17 protein-coding genes are annotated in these 15,688 nt (G+C 63.0%); 12 read left to right on the forward strand and 5 right to left on the reverse strand.

Annotated elements, in window-relative coordinates; translation table 11 throughout:
* The first annotated feature begins 135 nt into the window (after nucleotides 1–135).
* A complete protein-coding gene (locus tag ACMT3I_RS05150; RefSeq protein ID WP_414803355.1) occupies nucleotides 136–1,236 on the forward strand; it encodes an ATP-binding protein in 1,101 nt (366 codons plus the stop codon).
* A 66-nt stretch (nucleotides 1,237–1,302) separates the two neighbouring features.
* Here the strand turns inward: ACMT3I_RS05150 and ACMT3I_RS05155 are convergent, their stop codons facing one another.
* Complete coding sequence (locus ACMT3I_RS05155; RefSeq protein WP_414803356.1) at nucleotides 1,303–1,680, reverse strand: VOC family protein; 378 nt, start codon at nucleotides 1,678–1,680, stop codon at nucleotides 1,303–1,305.
* A 78-nt stretch (nucleotides 1,681–1,758) separates the two neighbouring features.
* Complete coding sequence (locus tag ACMT3I_RS05160) at nucleotides 1,759–2,637, reverse strand: alpha/beta fold hydrolase (RefSeq protein WP_414803357.1); 879 nt, start codon at nucleotides 2,635–2,637, stop codon at nucleotides 1,759–1,761.
* Between the two features lie 102 nt (nucleotides 2,638–2,739).
* Between ACMT3I_RS05160 and ACMT3I_RS05165 the strand changes: the two genes are divergently transcribed.
* The 5 genes from ACMT3I_RS05165 (at nucleotide 2,740) to ACMT3I_RS05185 (ending at nucleotide 8,345) form a co-directional block, all read left to right on the forward strand.
* Nucleotides 2,740–4,650, forward strand: a complete 1,911-nt coding sequence (locus tag ACMT3I_RS05165) for a BTAD domain-containing putative transcriptional regulator (RefSeq protein ID WP_414803358.1) — start codon at nucleotides 2,740–2,742, stop codon at nucleotides 4,648–4,650.
* Nucleotides 4,651–4,927: 277 nt separating this feature from the next.
* Entirely contained in the window at nucleotides 4,928–6,385 is a 1,458-nt protein-coding gene (locus ACMT3I_RS05170) for a catalase (RefSeq protein WP_414803359.1), read from the forward strand.
* A 43-nt stretch (nucleotides 6,386–6,428) separates the two neighbouring features.
* On the forward strand, nucleotides 6,429–6,737 hold the full coding sequence (locus ACMT3I_RS05175; RefSeq protein WP_414803360.1) for an antibiotic biosynthesis monooxygenase family protein: 309 nt from the start codon (nucleotides 6,429–6,431) through the stop codon (nucleotides 6,735–6,737).
* Nucleotides 6,734–7,771, forward strand: coding sequence for an NAD-dependent epimerase/dehydratase family protein (locus tag ACMT3I_RS05180; protein ID WP_414803361.1), 1,038 nt, complete (start codon nucleotides 6,734–6,736; stop codon nucleotides 7,769–7,771). Before ACMT3I_RS05175 ends, ACMT3I_RS05180 begins: the two co-directional genes overlap by 4 nt.
* Entirely contained in the window at nucleotides 7,752–8,345 is a 594-nt protein-coding gene (locus tag ACMT3I_RS05185; protein WP_414803362.1) for a dihydrofolate reductase family protein, read from the forward strand. The genes ACMT3I_RS05180 and ACMT3I_RS05185 overlap by 20 nt, the downstream gene beginning before the upstream one ends.
* A gap of 10 nt (nucleotides 8,346–8,355) precedes the next feature.
* Here ACMT3I_RS05185 and ACMT3I_RS05190 read toward each other — a convergent pair whose 3' ends face one another.
* Both ACMT3I_RS05190 and ACMT3I_RS05195 read right to left on the reverse strand, forming a co-directional pair.
* Entirely contained in the window at nucleotides 8,356–9,330 is a 975-nt protein-coding gene (locus tag ACMT3I_RS05190) for an NYN domain-containing protein (RefSeq protein WP_414803363.1), read from the reverse strand.
* Nucleotides 9,331–9,382: 52 nt separating this feature from the next.
* Nucleotides 9,383–9,952 (reverse strand): hypothetical protein, encoded by a 570-nt coding sequence (locus ACMT3I_RS05195; protein WP_414803364.1) that lies wholly within the window; start codon nucleotides 9,950–9,952, stop codon nucleotides 9,383–9,385.
* Nucleotides 9,953–10,084: 132 nt separating this feature from the next.
* On the opposite strand from ACMT3I_RS05195, the gene ACMT3I_RS05200 reads away from it, so the two are divergent.
* The 5 genes from ACMT3I_RS05200 (at nucleotide 10,085) to ACMT3I_RS05220 (ending at nucleotide 13,456) form a co-directional block, all read left to right on the forward strand.
* Complete coding sequence (locus ACMT3I_RS05200) at nucleotides 10,085–11,068, forward strand: CHAD domain-containing protein (protein WP_414803365.1); 984 nt, start codon at nucleotides 10,085–10,087, stop codon at nucleotides 11,066–11,068.
* A 59-nt stretch (nucleotides 11,069–11,127) separates the two neighbouring features.
* Entirely contained in the window at nucleotides 11,128–11,565 is a 438-nt protein-coding gene (aroQ, locus tag ACMT3I_RS05205) for a type II 3-dehydroquinate dehydratase (RefSeq protein ID WP_414803366.1), read from the forward strand.
* Between the two features lie 112 nt (nucleotides 11,566–11,677).
* Nucleotides 11,678–12,238, forward strand: a complete 561-nt coding sequence (gene efp / locus ACMT3I_RS05210; protein WP_414803367.1) for an elongation factor P — start codon at nucleotides 11,678–11,680, stop codon at nucleotides 12,236–12,238.
* The gene (gene nusB, locus ACMT3I_RS05215) at nucleotides 12,238–12,657 is read left to right on the forward strand and encodes a transcription antitermination factor NusB (protein WP_414803368.1); all 420 of its coding nucleotides are present in this window, start codon (nucleotides 12,238–12,240) and stop codon (nucleotides 12,655–12,657) included. The genes efp and nusB overlap by 1 nt, the downstream gene beginning before the upstream one ends.
* A 73-nt stretch (nucleotides 12,658–12,730) precedes the next feature.
* On the forward strand, nucleotides 12,731–13,456 hold the full coding sequence (locus tag ACMT3I_RS05220; protein ID WP_414803369.1) for a DsbA family protein: 726 nt from the start codon (nucleotides 12,731–12,733) through the stop codon (nucleotides 13,454–13,456).
* A gap of 19 nt (nucleotides 13,457–13,475) precedes the next feature.
* Here ACMT3I_RS05220 and ACMT3I_RS05225 read toward each other — a convergent pair whose 3' ends face one another.
* Entirely contained in the window at nucleotides 13,476–14,009 is a 534-nt protein-coding gene (locus tag ACMT3I_RS05225; protein ID WP_414803370.1) for a SixA phosphatase family protein, read from the reverse strand.
* A gap of 176 nt (nucleotides 14,010–14,185) precedes the next feature.
* Here ACMT3I_RS05225 and ACMT3I_RS05230 point away from each other — a divergent pair, with 176 nt between their 5' ends.
* Entirely contained in the window at nucleotides 14,186–15,661 is a 1,476-nt protein-coding gene (locus tag ACMT3I_RS05230) for an APC family permease (protein ID WP_414803371.1), read from the forward strand.
* Nucleotides 15,662–15,688 lie beyond the last annotated feature (27 nt).

A 15,688-nucleotide genomic window follows, 5' to 3' on the forward strand; every position in this document is an offset into this window, starting at 1 on the left:
TCCGGGCTGGCCGGGGAGCGCGCTCCACGCGGTAGGGTGGGCAAGATACACAAGACTCACAAGATACACAAGACTCACAAGATACACACGCAGCACAACACTCACCCACTTCACTGGTGCTCACAAGGAGATCCCGTGAACAACCCATTCAAGCCGTCAGCAGGCGCGACACCGCCTGAGATCATCGGGCGGGTCGGCGTGCTTGACGAATTCGCTTACGGACTGCGGCTCGGTTCTGGCGCGCCAGGGCTGCTGACTATCTTCACCGGAGCTCGGGGTATCGGTAAGACTGTCATGCTCGGCGCTGCCCACGATCTCGCCAGGGAACAAGGGTGGGCCGTCATCTCTGAGACAGCGACCCGTGGATTCATGGGCAGGATCGGCGAGTCCATGCGCAGGCTGCGCGACGAGTTGGGTGACGGTCCTCCGAGTCGCCGCATCACGGCGGTCGCCGCAGCCGGATTCAGCGTGACAACGCAGCTGCCCCCTGAGAAGCAGGTCGACTGGCGGATCACCGGTGAAAACCTCCTCACTCTCCTCGACACGCACCGTACCGGACTGGTGATCACCGTGGACGAGATCCACGCCGCCGATCGGGGAGAGATCGCCCAACTCGCGGCGTACGTTCAACACTTCATTCAGGACGGACTGCCCATCGGCCTTGTGTTCGCCGGTTTGCCGGCGGCCGTGTCCGACCTGCTCAACGAGGGCGTTGCCACTTTCCTGCGCCGTGCGGACAAGATAGATCTCCACGCCGCCGCTGTCCGTGACGTTGAGACGTCTTTCACCAGGACGTTTGCCGACGCTGGTTTCCCGCTGTCTCTCGATCTTGTACAGCGCGCTGCCGCGGCCACCGGCGGCTATCCATTCCTCATCCAGCTGGTCGGGTACTTCCTATGGAAGGAATCAGAGCAGGCCACTGCAGAATTGGATGTAGATGCCGTGCAGCGAGCCATCGACGCGGCCCATCGGCGCAATGCCAGAACGGTGATCGAAGCGGCACTGTCGACGGCCTCCAGAAAAGACCTGGACTTCCTGCGCGCGATGTCCATCGACGATGGGCCAACCGCCGCTGGTGACATCGGCCACCGCCTCGGTGCTAAGCCCAACACGGTGGCCAACTACCGCGGCCGCCTGATTGCCGCCGGGCTCATCGAACCAGCTGGGTACGGACACATCGGCTTCGCGATCCCCGGCCTGCGGGAACACCTGCGGAGCAGCGTCCCTCGAGGGTGAGCACAGCGCCACCGACGGCTGCCGGCGCCGAAGGAGCGAGTGAGCCCGCCCAGTCAATCCGCCGAGTTAGTCCACGGGTGGGTGTTCTGCGATGCAGAAGAGGTTGCCCTCCGGATCGGCCATGGTGGTCCACTTCACGTGCGGGAATTCGTCGAGGACATCCCACTTGTGCGTGGCACCGAGACCGAGAAGACGTTCGACCTCTGCCTCCCGTGATCCCCATGGAACAGTCAAATCCAGGTGGGAACCCTGGTGATCGGGGCGCGAACCGCTTTGGGGTTGGAAGAACATGCCAAACCCTCCGGGGAACGCCGGAGGCAGGTAAACCGCGTCGCCCCCTGGCGATGGCACTGCGCCGGTAACGGATGCCCAGAATTCGGCCAGCGTGGCCGGATTCTGGGCATCCATGTTGACCGCGCCAAGGGTGATCTGATGAGTTGTCATGGTGGCAACGCTAGCAAGGGCCACCGACGACCTCACCCGGTCCGCTTCAGACGTTCCCCAGTTGCCTACAAGTGGCGTCTAACGCGCGAGGAGGTCGCGGAGGGCGCTGATCACCTCGGTTGGCGCCTCTTCGGCCATGAAGTGGCCTGCCGCGAGTGTGCGGTGGTCAAGGTCAGACGCCCACGCGCCCCACAGGCCGGCGGCGTCGTACCCGAGCGCCGTGCCCCAGTCCTGCTGAATGACGGTGACGGGGATTCCGAGAGTTCGTCCGGCCTCGCGATCCTCGCGATCATGGCGGAGGTCGATACCGGCAGAGGCCCTGTAGTCAGCAACGATCGACGGGATCGCTTCACGGGAGGCGCGGAGGTACTCGGTGCGGTACTCGGCAGGAATAGCGTCCGGGTTGGCAACCCAGTCGTCGATGAACGTGCCGAAAAAGTTGTCGGCCGTCGCCTCGATCATGGGTTCGGCCACTCCTGCCGGCTGCGCCATGAGGTAGAGATGCCAAGCAACTTTCGCGTCTGCGCCGCCCAGAATGCTCCACATGTCGAGCGTGGTCAGCACGTCGAGGGACAGGAGGTGTGTGATGGTGCCTGGGTGGTCGAGGGCGGCCCTGATCGCGACGAGTGCACCCCTGTCGTGACCCGCAAGTGCGAACGTTTCGTGTCCCAATGCGCGAGCGACTTCAACAACGTCGGCGCCCATGGTGCGCTTCGAGTAGGTGTCCTCTGATGACTCGTCCGGCTTGTCGCTGGCACCATATCCCCGAAGGTCGGGGCAGATGACCGTGTGGTCTGTGGCCAGGTCGGCGGCGACGTGCCGCCACATCAGGTGGGTCTCTGGAAAACCATGCAGCAGAACGACAGTCGGGCCGGTACCTGCGACGGCAACACTCACTGAGACGCCGTCGGCAACGGGAACCCGACGGTAGTCGAAATTCGGAAGGGTGATGGTCATGGGAGCTCCTTGTAATGTGTGGGAAATTGGCACTGCGTCCACAATGGGGCTCGTCAATCAGCGCCCGATCAGCCCGCAGTTGCAGCGAGCTAAGGTGGTCAGGTGAGCGAGCTCAAGATTCGTGTTCTTGGCCCTATCGAGGCCGAGATCGACGAAACCCCGCTCCGAATTTCGAAGTCGCGGAACCGGGAAATCCTGGGGCTACTCGTATCGAGACACGGCAACGCGGTATCGACGCGCTGGCTGATTGACGAACTCTGGGATGACCCCGAAGCGGGCGCGGTTGGAGCGGTACGGACGTTCATCGGCGAGCTTCGCCGCGTCATTGAGCCGGATCGGCCAGCGCGTGCGGCGCCAAGCGTGCTCGTCACGGTTGGCAATGGATATGCGCTGCGCCTGCCGGTGGACGGCGTTGACATGTGGCGTACTGAGCGGGCGTATGGCGAGTCGATGCGCGCGTCTCCGGAGAGTGCAGAACTGCAGCTTTCGGCAGCCATGAGCGAATGGCGCGGAGCGGCATTTGCCGAGTTCGGCAGCAGGCCGTGGGCGCACTCAGAGCGTGCTCGCTTGGACGCACTGCGCGCAGACGCCGTTGAACGGCTTGCCGATGCCCGCCTTGCTCTCGGGCGACCCGCAGAAGTCGCGCCGTTGCTCGACGAGCACGTTGTGACCTATCCATGGCGAGAGGGCGGATGGCGGCTACTCGCTCTCGCCCTCTACCGTAGCGAGCGGCCAGGTGAAGCCCTCGCGGTACTCCGCCAGGCCCGCGCTCATCTGGCAGGGGCACTCGGGTTGGAGCCCGGCACGCGGCTCGCAGAGCTGGAACGAAACATCCTGCGCCAGGATCCGATTCTGGACGCACCCAAACGAAACGAATCAATTCTCCTGCGCACGGCGGCTGCTCACGTCACTGTCGGTGCTCGTGCCCAGCTTGAGGGCACCAGCGCCCTCCTCGCCGGACTTGCCGTGTCTGGCGGACTAGCGTTCGCCGCAGAGCAGCGCGGAGAGACCATCCGCGCTGCGGAAGACCTGGGCGATGCGGAATTTGCCGCTCGGGTGATCAGCAGCTTTGATGTCCCAGGAGTGTGGACTCGTTCCGATGATCCAGTCCAGTCGGCCGTTGTTGTTGACGCCGCTCTCCGCGCACTCGCCACTCTTCCTCCTGAGGGCTCTGACCGTCTGCGGGCTCGGTTACTCGCGACGGTGGCAATGGAGTCGCGCGGAACAGCGAACAGGGGCGAGGAAGCCCGCGAAGCTGAGCGCGTCGCTCGAAGACTCGGCGACCCCCAACTGCTGTGCTTCGCCCTGAGCGCGCTCTACATGCAGAGCTTCGACGTCGCAGGACTGTCTGCCATCAGGGAAGGGATCGCAGACGAACTCGTCGCGACGGCGCAGGCCGCTGAGCTGCCGACCTTTGAGATTCACGGACACCTGATCCGAATGCAGGCGCTGTGCGCACGCGATGACATGCCAGGAGCGGCTCGTGAAGCCGACACGATCGATGAACTTGCTCGACAGCACGAGCGTCCGCTGGCACGGGTCTTCACGGCGTGGTTCCGCCATGTCTTCATGGGCGCGGCGACGACTCCACCGACGACTTTACCGACGACTCCACCATCGGGTTCGGAGATGCCGGGCTTCGCCAACGGCCTGGCCGCATTCGCAGAGCTGACCTCAGCGCTGCGCGCTGGTGCCGCGTTGCCCGACGGTGACTTCGGCCCGTACGAGCCATGGACGAGGCCGCTGCTGCTCGCTCGATCTGGTCACGATGACGAGGCATCCGCTGCCCTCGACACCATCCCTGAGCCGCCCTCCGACTTGATGCTCGAAGCGACGTGGGTCCTGGTCGCCCACGCCGCACTCGAGACCGGGCACCTCTCGGCTGCACGTCGTGCACTCGCGGCACTCGCCCCTGCTATCGCAGAACGGGCCGCAGGCAGCGCCGTCGTCGACCTGGGGCCGGTGGCTCCGGTCGTGAGTGCATTGGCCGAATACACGAAGATACGTCCCTGACAGATTCAGTGTGAGCTGACGGCTCAGCTCGGCTCGACGGGCCCAGAGAACCTCGGCTCGACGGGCCCAGAGAACGTGGGACCGCCCCTCACAAAGTTGTTGCGCCAGCCTGTGATGTTGCAGAGTCTCCTTGACCCCATCGACACGGCGGGAGTCAGATGGAATTGCTGGTTGAGAAACCACTCTCGGATGATCCGCTCGTGTGACGGCCTCTGCCGGTAACCCGCCGATCCCTTTCAGGTTCTGGAAGGGCGCATTTCGAGCGAATGGGGAAACTATGTCAGACGAGAACTTCACCACGACCAGTGCCGGTATTCCGGTAGCCAGCGACGAACACTCGTTGACTGTCGGCCCCGATGGGCCGATTATTCTGCACGACCACTATCTCCTCGAGAAGATGGCCCAGTTCAACCGTGAGCGGGTGCCTGAACGGCAGCCGCATGCAAAGGGCGCCGGCGCATTCGGCCATTTTGAGGTGACCAATGATGTCAGCGCGTACACCAAGGCCGATCTGTTTCAGCCGGGGCGCAAGACCGATCTGCTCATCAGGTTCTCCACCGTTGCTGGCGAGCGCGGCAGCCCCGACACCTGGCGTGATCCGCGCGGGTTTGCGATCAAGTTCTACACCGCGTTCGGCAACTACGACATGGTCGGCAACAACACCCCGGTCTTCTTCATGAAGGATCCGATGAAGTTCATGGATTTCATCCGGTCGCAGAAGCGCCGCGCTGACACCAACATGCGCGACCACGACATGCAGTGGGATTACTGGACTCTGTCGCCGGAATCGGCGCATCAGGTTACCTGGCTGATGGGTGACCGGGGCATCCCGCGCAACTGGCGTCACATGAACGGCTATTCAAGCCACACCTACATGTGGGTCAACGCGACGGGTGAAAAGTTCTGGGTGCGCTATCACTTCAAGACTGACCAGGGCATCGAGTTCATCCCGCAGGCTGAAGCGGATGCGTTGGCCGGCATCGACGGCGACTACCACACGCGTGATCTGCACAGAGCGATCGAAGGCGGTGACTATCCGACCTGGACGCTGAAGATGCAGATCATGCCCTTCGCCGAAGCCAAGGACTATCGCTTCAACCCGTTCGACCTGACTAAGTCCATCTCGCAAAAGGACTACCCGCTCATCGAAGTCGGAAAGATGACCCTCAACCGAAATCCCGACGACTATCACACCCAAATCGAGGAGGCGGCGTTCGACGTGAACAACCTCGTCCCTGGCATCGGTGCCAGCCCCGACCGGATGCTGCAGGCACGGATATTCTCGTATGCCGATGCCCACAGGGCCCGGATCGGCACCAACTACAACGAGATCCCGGTCAATACGCCGCACGCGGCTGAAGTTCGGTCGTACTCCAAAGACGGGGCCATGCGTCATCACAATCCGGGGGATCCGGTCTACGTGCCGAACTCGAAGGGTGGGCCGGTTGCCGATACCGAGCGCTTTGGCGAGGCGGCAGTCTGGTATGCCGACGGTGATCTGGTTCGCACGGCCGCGTCCCTCCACCGCGATGACGATGACTGGGGCCAGCCGGGCACTCTCGTGCGAGACGTGATGGATGACGCAGCGCGGGACCGGCTTGTCAGCAACGTCGTTGGGCACCTGCTCGACGGGGTCACGGAACCGGTGCTTGTGCGTGCATTCGCGTACTGGCGGAACATCGACCAGAACATCGGCGACCGCGTGGAGAAAGGCGTGCGAGCCGGGGCGAGCTAAACAACGCTGGCTGCACGCCGCACATCGCTGCCATAGTGGGGCGATGATCACAGAACATGCCCTGCTGCCCGTCATAAGTGGGCAGGAGGAACAGTTCGAAGCGGCGTTTTCACGTGCGCGCTCCATTATCGCGTCGATGCCTGGCTTTGCCGGGCTGACCCTGTCGCGGTGCATGGAGCGGCCGAATATGTACCTGCTGCTCGTGAGCTGGACGCGCCTGGAAGACCACACGGAGGGGTTCAGGGGCTCCCCGGAATATCAAGAGTGGCGTGCGCTCCTTCATCCCTTCTATGACCCATTTCCGTTGGTCGAGCACTTCGAGACAGTCAGCTTCGTAGGACAGCCGCTATGAAAATCCTGATCCTCGGCGGCACAGCCTGGCTGGGGCGTACGATCGCGACGACGGCCATTGCCGCCGGACACGACGTGACCTGCCTCGCTCGGGGAACTGATGTTGCCCCTGGCACGGTAGTGGTTCGTGCCGACCGAGACCGTGACGACGCACTGGCATCCGTCAGCGGCGAGCTGTGGGATGCAGTCGTCGACGTCTCCAGGCAACCCGGGCAGGTTCGACGTGCGGTTCGAGACCTCGAGCCGGTAGCGAATCGCTATATCTTCGTGTCCAGCGGCAACGCATATGCCTCCCAGGAGGAAGTCGGCCAGGATGAGGATGCACCCACTCTCGACCCCTTGGACGCCGACGTGATGGCGTCGATGGATGACTATGGTGCCGCGAAAGTTGCCTGCGAGAACGCTGTCGTGGCGGGCTTCGGCAGTGACCGCACGGTGATCGCGCGGGCGGGTCTCATCGGGGGACCGGGGGACGCCAGCGGCCGAAGCGGATACTGGCCCTGGCGATTCGCCCATCCTGCAAGCGACGACGGCGCAGTGCTCGCGCCGGATGCGGCTGAATTACCGACAGCCATCATCGACGTGCGCGACCTGGCCGCCTGGCTCGTGCAGCGGGCAGAGGGCGGACCCACTGGGGTGTTCAACGCCGCGGGTACACCGGTTCTTTTCCCTGAGCACCTCAGTGTGGCCAGAGCTGTCGCCGGTCACACCGGCTCCATCGTGCATGCGCCGGAGGACTGGCTCACTGATCGTGGTGTCGGCGAATGGTCAGGTGCGCGATCCCTGCCGCTCTGGCTCGCCGATCGATCCTGGTACGGCATGAATGCGCGCTCGAATGCGCGGGCTATGGCCGCCGGGCTTGTGTTGCGGCCGCTCGCTGACACGCTTGCCGACACTCTCGACTGGGAACGTGCCAAAGTGGAGAGCGGGCCGCATGGGGCCGGGCTCACTGATAGCGAGGAACGTGAACTCCTGGCCAACTTAGACCGGCGCTTCGATGCAGAAGGAGGGGGCCATGGGCCTGGTGATCTGTGACATCGCGATCTCTGTCGATGGGTTTTCGGCCGGGCCGAACCAGAGCCTGGAGCATCCGATGGGAGTGGGCGGCGATCAGCTGTCCCGCTGGATGTTTGAGCAGCCCGACGAGAACGCTGCGGTCATCGAATCGATCGTCGATGCCGGCGCGTTCATCATGGGGCGCAACATGTTCAGCCCGGGGCGCGATGACTGGGATGAAGACTGGACCGGCTGGTGGGGTGCTGACCCGCCCTATCACGGGCCCGTCTTTGTGCTCACCCACTACCCGCGTGACCCGATGTTGATGATCGGGGGTACAACGTTTTTCTTCGTGACGGATGGCATCGAGTCGGCGATGACGCAGGCGCGGGCCGCCGCGGGGGAACGCAACGTATCGATCGCCGGTGGCGCGAACACGGCACGGCAGTACCTGAAGGCCGGACTGATCGACGAACTGCGCCTGCACATCGCACCCGCCGTGCTCGGTGCAGGCGAGCGACTGTTCGACGGCGTCGCCGACGTGAAACTTGAGCAGGTCAGCTCGACGAGCAGCAGCCTGGTCACCCACGTGAATTACCGCGTACTGCACTGATTTTCGGCAACTACCGCGACTTACGCAGTCGCAGCCGTCTGGCTCCCGACGGGCTCTGATCATCGAGCTCGACCACATCGTTGCGGGATTTCACGAAGTCGTAGAACTGTGAAAAACCCAGTGCCCGCTCCTGGAATGTCGGATCCATCCGCTGCATCTGTGGTTTCACCTCGGCGGCGAATTGCCACTCGCGGTCGTTCTTGTCCAGCAGCGTGAGCGCTCGAACGAGCAGGTCGGTCGCTGCTTTCTGTGCCTTCGCCCCGGCAGCGGTGGCTGTGTCAGCATCCGTTTCAACCTTCGCAGGGTGCCTGCTCGCAGCGACCTCCGCCTTGGCGAGGATGGTGGCGGCATCCGTCACACCTGGCAGGTCGTCATAGTCGGCGAACTCATCGCAGGCTGCAGCGAGGGAGGTGCTTGTCGCGCCAGCCACGCCGATTCCCACGACGTAACGACCGAGCCGCTTGCAGCGCTGAGCTAGCGGGATGTAGTCAGAATCGCCGGCCACGATCACCACGTGGGTGAGTTCGTCCAGTCGGAATATGTCTTCAACGACATCGACGGCCAAGCGGATGTCTGCACCGTTCTTCAGCGACGTCACCGTCGGAAACAGCTGGGTCAGGTCCACTGCCCGCCCGATGAGCTGCTTCTGGTAGCCGGCATTCACGGCCGCCGACCAGTCGGCATATGCCCGGCTGATCACGATCGAGCCAAATGAGGAGGCGTAGTCGAGGATGGCGCCGATGTCGACGGTGGCCAGACGCATCCGTTTTGTGATCTCGGGATCGGACTCGGGGTTGGCGACCAGGTGATCGCGCACCTTGTCACGGGAAAACTGATTACGTCCGTGTAGTTGGTTGTAGCGGGAGATCACGATGTTGTCGAAGTCGAGATACACCGCGACCCTGGCCGGTGACTGCTCTGTCATGTGCGCTCCCTGGTGGTCGGCAACGAGCTCCGAAACGGATGCCCGAATTGCTTCAAGCATTCGGTATGCGTTGCGTGGGCACAAGCCCTGGAGCGCGCCGCATTACCGAGCCCTAGGGAATGTCGGGGCTGGCCAACTGGATTGAGAGCACTGACTGGCCAGCGACCGATGTGTCGCCGACGATGGCCAGGAACCACGACGTTGCGTCGTCCTTGCTGCTGACGAGTCCGCTGAGGAACGGATCGGCCTCGGTTGCGACATCTCGGTTTATCCAGCCAGATGACTCGAGGATCGAGACGATCTCGGTTGCCGCCCGCACCGCATCAACTGATGGTTCCAGGGTGATCGGGCGCAGGATGCCGTAGTAGCGGCCAACGCTCTCTGTCTTGTCGACGAACTGCGCGTGGTCGTCGACATTGATGATGAGGGCTGGGTCGATGAGGGCTTGTACGGCCGCAGCGATGCGCGTCGTTTCGGCGCTGATGGTCTCTTCATTCAGGTCGGTCGGCACAATTGCGGTCACTGACGACACCACTGTGGCTTCAGACGACGACGCGTCCGGCGAATCGGTGTTTGCTGTGGTGGGTGCGGGCGTGCCAGAAGCGCTGTCGGCGCCGGCAGCGGTGCATCCGGTGAGCGCGAGAGCACCCACGAGTAATACTGTCGCAGCCGCAATTCTCATAGTGCGAGTTTACGTGCGGCACTCTGGGAGATTCATCGGGCTACTCTGCTCGAACGCATTCACTGTGGGCGGCCGCAGGGGTTCAATGGTGCGTAGCCGGGGGTTTTTCGGCATGCATCCTTTGGGGGAGCGATGGCTGCATCGAGCAGGGCGGCGAACGAAGGTGACTCGTATGACCCGTTGTCGAAGCTGGATGCCACGAGTGCAGCAACCGTCGTTGTGACAGCGATGCGTGGGCTAGTCATCGGGCTGAACGGTGCCGACCCGGCTGTGCGCGCCGCTCGGGCGATCCAGGGATCCGACGCGGTCCACGACATGCGGCGAATCACCCGCCAGTTGCGCAGCCTGCTCGCCACCTATCGATCGCTCTTCGCTCACGCTCCGGTGGCGCAGCTTCGGGCGGAGTTGCAGTGGCTGGGCCGGATGCTCGGTGTCGCGCGAGACGTCGAAGTGCGCCGGAGTCGTGCGGCCCGCGAGCTCCAGTTGATTCCGATTGACGATGAGTCGGCGTGGATCCGCCTGGTCGACGCCGACCGCCGCGACTACGCCGCAGCACTGGCGACGTTGCGCCAAGTGCTCGACGGAAGACGGTATGCCCGGTTGCTCGACGGCTTAGACGAATTCGTTGCACATCCGCCACTTCGGAAGCGTGCCTGTCGTCCGGCCGACACCGTGTTGGTCGCAGCCGTCCGCAAGCAGGTGACGGTGGCGCATGCCACAGCGGATGCCGCCCAGGCGTCTGACAGCGATCGCGAGGCTGCGCTGCATGAGGCTCGCAAGGCGTTGCGCCGCCTGCGCTACTCGATCTCGGTGCTTGCCGACGCATCATCCGCCGGAAAAAAGGGAAGGTATTGGCACCCGAGTAAGAAGTTGCGGAGGATCGCAGCGACGGCGAAACCGGTGGTGTCTGCCCTCGGCGCACACCGCGACCGGCTGCTCTTCTCTGAGCATGTGATGGTGGTGGCCAGGCAAGCACGCGCAGTCAGCGAAGATACCTTTGTGTACGGACTGATCATCGGACGGCTGAGTGAACGCACACGTGCTGGCCACGACACGTTGTTGGTCGAGCTGCGTTCAGCGGTGCGTCGGATAGCGAAACTGTCGCGTGATGCCTAGGTGGCACGGCCACCCACCTACACCGCAATTGCAGCCGTCGCACTCACTAGGCTGGGAGAATGCGCACAATTCTCGTCCTCAACGGCCCGAACCTCGGCCGTCTCGGTAGCCGCGAACCCGATGTCTATGGTGCGGCCAACCTTGAAGACCTGCGCGCATACCTTGTCGCCGAAGCGCCGGATGATGTCACCATCGACCTGCGCCAGACAGACGATGAGGCCGAGCTCATGCACTGGCTGCACGGGGCGGCCGACAGCAAGACCCCGGTCATCCTGAACCCCGCGGCTTTCACTCACTACAGCTATGCACTGCGGGATGCGGCCACCCAGGTGACCAAGGGCGGCACTCCGCTCATCGAGGTGCACATCTCCAACCCGCACGCGCGTGAGTCGTTCAGGCACAACAGCGTCATCAGCGAGATCGCGACCGGAGTCATCGCCGGCTTCGGCTTTGACTCATACCGGCTGGCACTGGACTACCTCGTGCGACTGCAGTAGTTTCCCCGGCCTCAGCCGTATTGCTTGGCTTTGGCTCCCGGCCACCCTGCAACTACACTCGTTTGAGGTCGTTTCTGACCATATCTTTCCTAATCGAATGGATCACCCTTTCATGGCATCTACCGCCGACATCAAAAATGGCGTCGTACTGAAGATTGACGGCCAGCTCTGGACCGTCATCGAGTTCCAGCACGTGAAGCCGGGCAAGGGCGGCGCCTTCGTGCGCACCAAACTGAAGAACGTCGTCAGCGGCAAGACCGTTGACCGCACCTACAACGCCGGTGCGAAGATCGAGACCGAGAACGTCGACCGCCGCGACTACCAGTACCTGTACGCGGATGGCGACTCCTATGTATTCATGGACGTCTCTGACTACGACCAGCTGTCGGTCCCCGCAGCAGTCGTCGGTGACGCAGCTAACTTCATGCTTGAGAACCAGATGGTCACCGTTGCGCTCAACGACGGCAACCCGCTGTACGTGGAGCTGCCGGCATCAGTCGTGCTTGAGATCACCTACACAGAGCCTGGCCTGCAGGGCGACCGCTCGACCGGTGGCACCAAGCCCGCGACGGTTGAAACCGGCTACCAGATCCAGGTGCCTTTGTTCCTCGAAACCGGAACCAAGGTCAAGGTTGACACCCGCACCGGTGACTACCTCGGCCGCGTCAACTAGTGAGCGCCCGCACCAAAGCACGTAAGCGCGCGCTCGACATCCTGTACGCAGCGGATGTACGACAGATCACTGTCGCGCAGTCCCTGGCAAACGAGGCCGAGCGGGCCGCGAGCGAACCGTCTCGCGCAGCCTCCTGGCTGTATGCCCGCGAAATCGTCGACGGGGTCGTAGACCACGCAGACGAGATCGACGAGCTGATCACCACGTACTCACAGGGCTGGACACTGTCGCGTATGCCGGTCGTTGACCGCGCAATCCTGCGCATCGGCATCTGGGAGATCCTCTTCAACGACGCAGTGCCGCACGCCGTGGCCATTGATGAAGCAGTCGAGTCCGCAAAGACTCTGTCGACCGATGATTCCGCTGGATTCATCAACGGACTGCTCGGCCGCATCGCGCAGACAGCTCCGTCGTCCTAATAATCACCATCTCGTCGTAGACGCGCATCACGAGCTCGACGAAGACTACGAACACCACGAAGGCGTACCGATCATGGCTCACTCGTCCAGCACTTCCCGTCGAATCTGGTCGAGTGCAGCCGCGATCGCGCTCGTCTCGGTTGTCACCCTGGGCCTGGCTGCCTGCGCACCCGAACCCAGCGCTCCCAACAGTGCAGTGACAGGTGCAGAACTGCCCGTCGCCACCGGAACCGCCGGTGCTGCGCACCTCGACGATGGCTACCTGCAGGTGGGCACCGGGGCGAAGGTCGTTGATGTGTACGTCGACCTGATGTGCCCGATCTGCGGAGTGTTCGAAGAGACCAACGGTGCCAACCTCACCGAGCTTGTCGATTCAGGCGAGATCACACAGCGCATCCACCCGATGAACTTTCTCAATCGGGCATCGAACGGTACCGACTACTCCAGCCGGGCCGCCGCCGCACTGACCTGTGTTGCCGCCTCAGACGAGAAGCTGGTGCTGCCGTACCTGTCTGCCCTGTTCGCCGAGCAGCCCAAAGAAAACTCGGACGGCCTGACCGATGACGAACTCATCTCGATCGCCGAGAAGGTCGGGGCAACGGATGTCGCAGATTGCGTCAACGCCGGCACCTACATTACCTGGGTGCAGAGCGTGAACGACAAGGCGCTTTCAGGTCCGATCGAGGGCGCAGACATCGAAGCCGTCAAGGGCACGCCCACCGTACTGGTGAATGGCAAGAGCTTCCCCGGCGCAGTCAATGACGCTGCAGCGCTCGAAGCGTTCATCGCAGCAAACTAAAGACGCGGCCACGACCCACTTACCGAGGTTTGACGAAGTTCACGAGCTTGGCGTCATACCCGTCGAGCTCGCCCCATGGCTTGTCCACCTCGAACACCATCAGCGCGCTCGTCGGAACATGCTCGGCCGCCCGCTGGTAGGCATCTGGGTCTGAATCGCTGGATGCCAGATGCATCGCCAACTCCTGCACGCCAGGCATATGCGCGATCACCAGCAGGGTCTGCACCGAGTCGGGCACATGGTTGACGATCGACAGCATCCGGGGTGCGGATGCAGCATAGAGCGCATCGTCGAGCTGCGGCGCGGGAGCGGCATCGCCGAGCTCACTGCAGACGAGTTCGCAGGTCTGCCGCGTGCGAACCGCGGATGAACTAACGACGAGGTCGGGCACACATCCGTTCTCGTGCAGCCACGCGCCGGCCAGCGGAGCCTCCTGCCGGCCACGATCGTTCAAGGGCCTGTCGTGATCCTGCACACCTGGCGGCCAGTCCGACTTGGCATGCCGCATGATCACCAGGCGTCTGAATGCTGTGTTGCCGCGCTGCTCAGTCATGTCACCAGCCTAGGACTGCTCCAGTCGTCGCTGAATGGCAGCAGAACGCCGGCGCAAACCTTGTCGGATTCTCACCCGAATTCGCCTGTGTCGTGCCGCCTGACCGTTGTAGTGCACCCTCCTGAGGAATAGCGTCTGCACTGACACACGTACTGCGTCGTACGAAGGAGCACCTGATGGCCGACACCGATGTCTCACGCACACAGCCTCCTCAGCATGAATTGCAGGCCGATGGAATCACGGCCGCCGGTTCTATTGTGATGGCCGTCGCCGGCAGCGCTCCTGCCTATTCGATCGCTGCAACGACGGCAACGCTCGTTGCGGTCGCAGGTCTTGCGAGCCCCGCGGCTCTGCTCTGGTGCGCCCTGCCGATGCTCGGGATCGCCTGGGCCTTCGCCTATCTGGGCCGAGCGGATGTCAACGCGGGCGCCGCGTATTCCTGGGTAGGTCGAGCGCTCCACCCGATCCTTGGCTTCTTCTCAGGCTGGGCGCTGGTGGTGTCGGCGACGATCTTCATGGTTGCCGGGGCGTTGCCTGCAGGGGTGATGACAGTTGCCCTGTTCAGCCCCGAAAACATGGACAATGTGGCGGTGGTGACGTTGGTTGGGGCCGTGTGGTTTCTGATCATGGCTACCTGCGTGCTGATCGGCGTTCGCATCACGGCGCGCGCCCAGTGGATCATGTCAACGATCGAAGTCACCATCCTCGTCGTCTTCGCCATCGCAGCGATCGCGCACGCCCTGACGAGCAGCCACGGTGGCCCGTCATTCTCGTGGGACTGGTTCGGCTTCAGTCACTTCACCGGTACCGGCGCATTCGTGGCCGCTGCGCTTGTCGCCGCCTTCTACTACTGGGGCTGGGATGTCGCGGCAAACCTCAACGAAGAGACGAAGAATGGCCGCAAGGCATCCGGTATCGGCGGCCTCGTCGGAGTGATCATCGTCTTCGTGCTGTTCGAGATCTTCACCATCGCGACTCTGGTGATCCTGCCGACCGCGACAATTGCCGCCAACAGCGGCAATGTGCTCGGCGTGCTCGGCGATGCCGTCTGTCCGGGCATCGGCGGAAAGATCCTGATCGTCGCCGTGATGCTCTCGACGATCGCCACTCTGGAGACGACGCTCATCCAGGTGACGCGCACCCTGTTTGCGATGGGTCGGGATAACACAATTCCTGCAGCATTCGGCCACTCGCACCCGAAGTGGCGCACCCCGGCCTTTGCCACGCTCGTCGTCACCGGGGTCTCGGTTGTTTTGTTCATCGGCTCGAATTTTCTGGGTAGCGTCGGAGACATCCTGAGTAATGCGATCAGCTCCATCGGGCTGCAAATCGCCTTCTACTACGCGCTTGCCGGTATCGCGGTGGTGGTGGCGTATCGAAAGATCATCTTCAAATCGGTGAAGAACTTCATCTTTATCGGCCTGTGGCCCGGCATCGCCGCCCTGTTCATGGTGCGGATCTTCGTGGTGTCCATTCCCTCGCTCGACACAATCGTTATCGTCATCGGGCTCGGCGCACTCGCACTTGGCATCGTGCCGATCATCCTCTATTGGAAGAAGGGTGCAGCGTACTTCTCCCGACGACCCCTCGAGCTGCCAGACGAACTGGATGCGACGGCACCCGACGACATCGACCTGGACGCCCCGCGATAGTCAGCGCCAGCCACGCACGCGGCGAAC

The sequence above is a fragment of the Leifsonia sp. A12D58 genome (assembly GCF_047530025.1).
In the GTDB taxonomy this organism is placed as follows: domain Bacteria; phylum Actinomycetota; class Actinomycetes; order Actinomycetales; family Microbacteriaceae; genus Cryobacterium.

Excerpts from the sequence above, each read along its gene's own strand:
- ACMT3I_RS05155 (WP_414803356.1), bottom strand. The coding sequence starts at position 1,680 with ATGACAACTCATCAGATCACCCTTGGCGCGGTCAACATGGATGCCCAG.
- ACMT3I_RS05160 (WP_414803357.1), bottom strand. The coding sequence starts at position 2,637 with ATGACCATCACCCTTCCGAATTTCGACTACCGTCGGGTTCCCGTTGCC.
- ACMT3I_RS05170 (WP_414803359.1), top strand. The coding sequence starts at position 4,928 with ATGTCAGACGAGAACTTCACCACGACCAGTGCCGGTATTCCGGTAGCC.
- ACMT3I_RS05175 (WP_414803360.1), top strand. The coding sequence starts at position 6,429 with ATGATCACAGAACATGCCCTGCTGCCCGTCATAAGTGGGCAGGAGGAA.
- ACMT3I_RS05180 (WP_414803361.1), top strand. The coding sequence starts at position 6,734 with ATGAAAATCCTGATCCTCGGCGGCACAGCCTGGCTGGGGCGTACGATC.
- ACMT3I_RS05185 (WP_414803362.1), top strand. The coding sequence starts at position 7,752 with ATGGGCCTGGTGATCTGTGACATCGCGATCTCTGTCGATGGGTTTTCG.
- ACMT3I_RS05190 (WP_414803363.1), bottom strand. The coding sequence starts at position 9,330 with ATGCTTGAAGCAATTCGGGCATCCGTTTCGGAGCTCGTTGCCGACCAC.
- ACMT3I_RS05195 (WP_414803364.1), bottom strand. The coding sequence starts at position 9,952 with ATGAGAATTGCGGCTGCGACAGTATTACTCGTGGGTGCTCTCGCGCTC.
- ACMT3I_RS05200 (WP_414803365.1), top strand. The coding sequence starts at position 10,085 with ATGGCTGCATCGAGCAGGGCGGCGAACGAAGGTGACTCGTATGACCCG.
- aroQ (WP_414803366.1), top strand. The coding sequence starts at position 11,128 with ATGCGCACAATTCTCGTCCTCAACGGCCCGAACCTCGGCCGTCTCGGT.
- efp (WP_414803367.1), top strand. The coding sequence starts at position 11,678 with ATGGCATCTACCGCCGACATCAAAAATGGCGTCGTACTGAAGATTGAC.
- ACMT3I_RS05220 (WP_414803369.1), top strand. The coding sequence starts at position 12,731 with ATGGCTCACTCGTCCAGCACTTCCCGTCGAATCTGGTCGAGTGCAGCC.
- ACMT3I_RS05225 (WP_414803370.1), bottom strand. The coding sequence starts at position 14,009 with ATGACTGAGCAGCGCGGCAACACAGCATTCAGACGCCTGGTGATCATG.
- ACMT3I_RS05230 (WP_414803371.1), top strand. The coding sequence starts at position 14,186 with ATGGCCGACACCGATGTCTCACGCACACAGCCTCCTCAGCATGAATTG.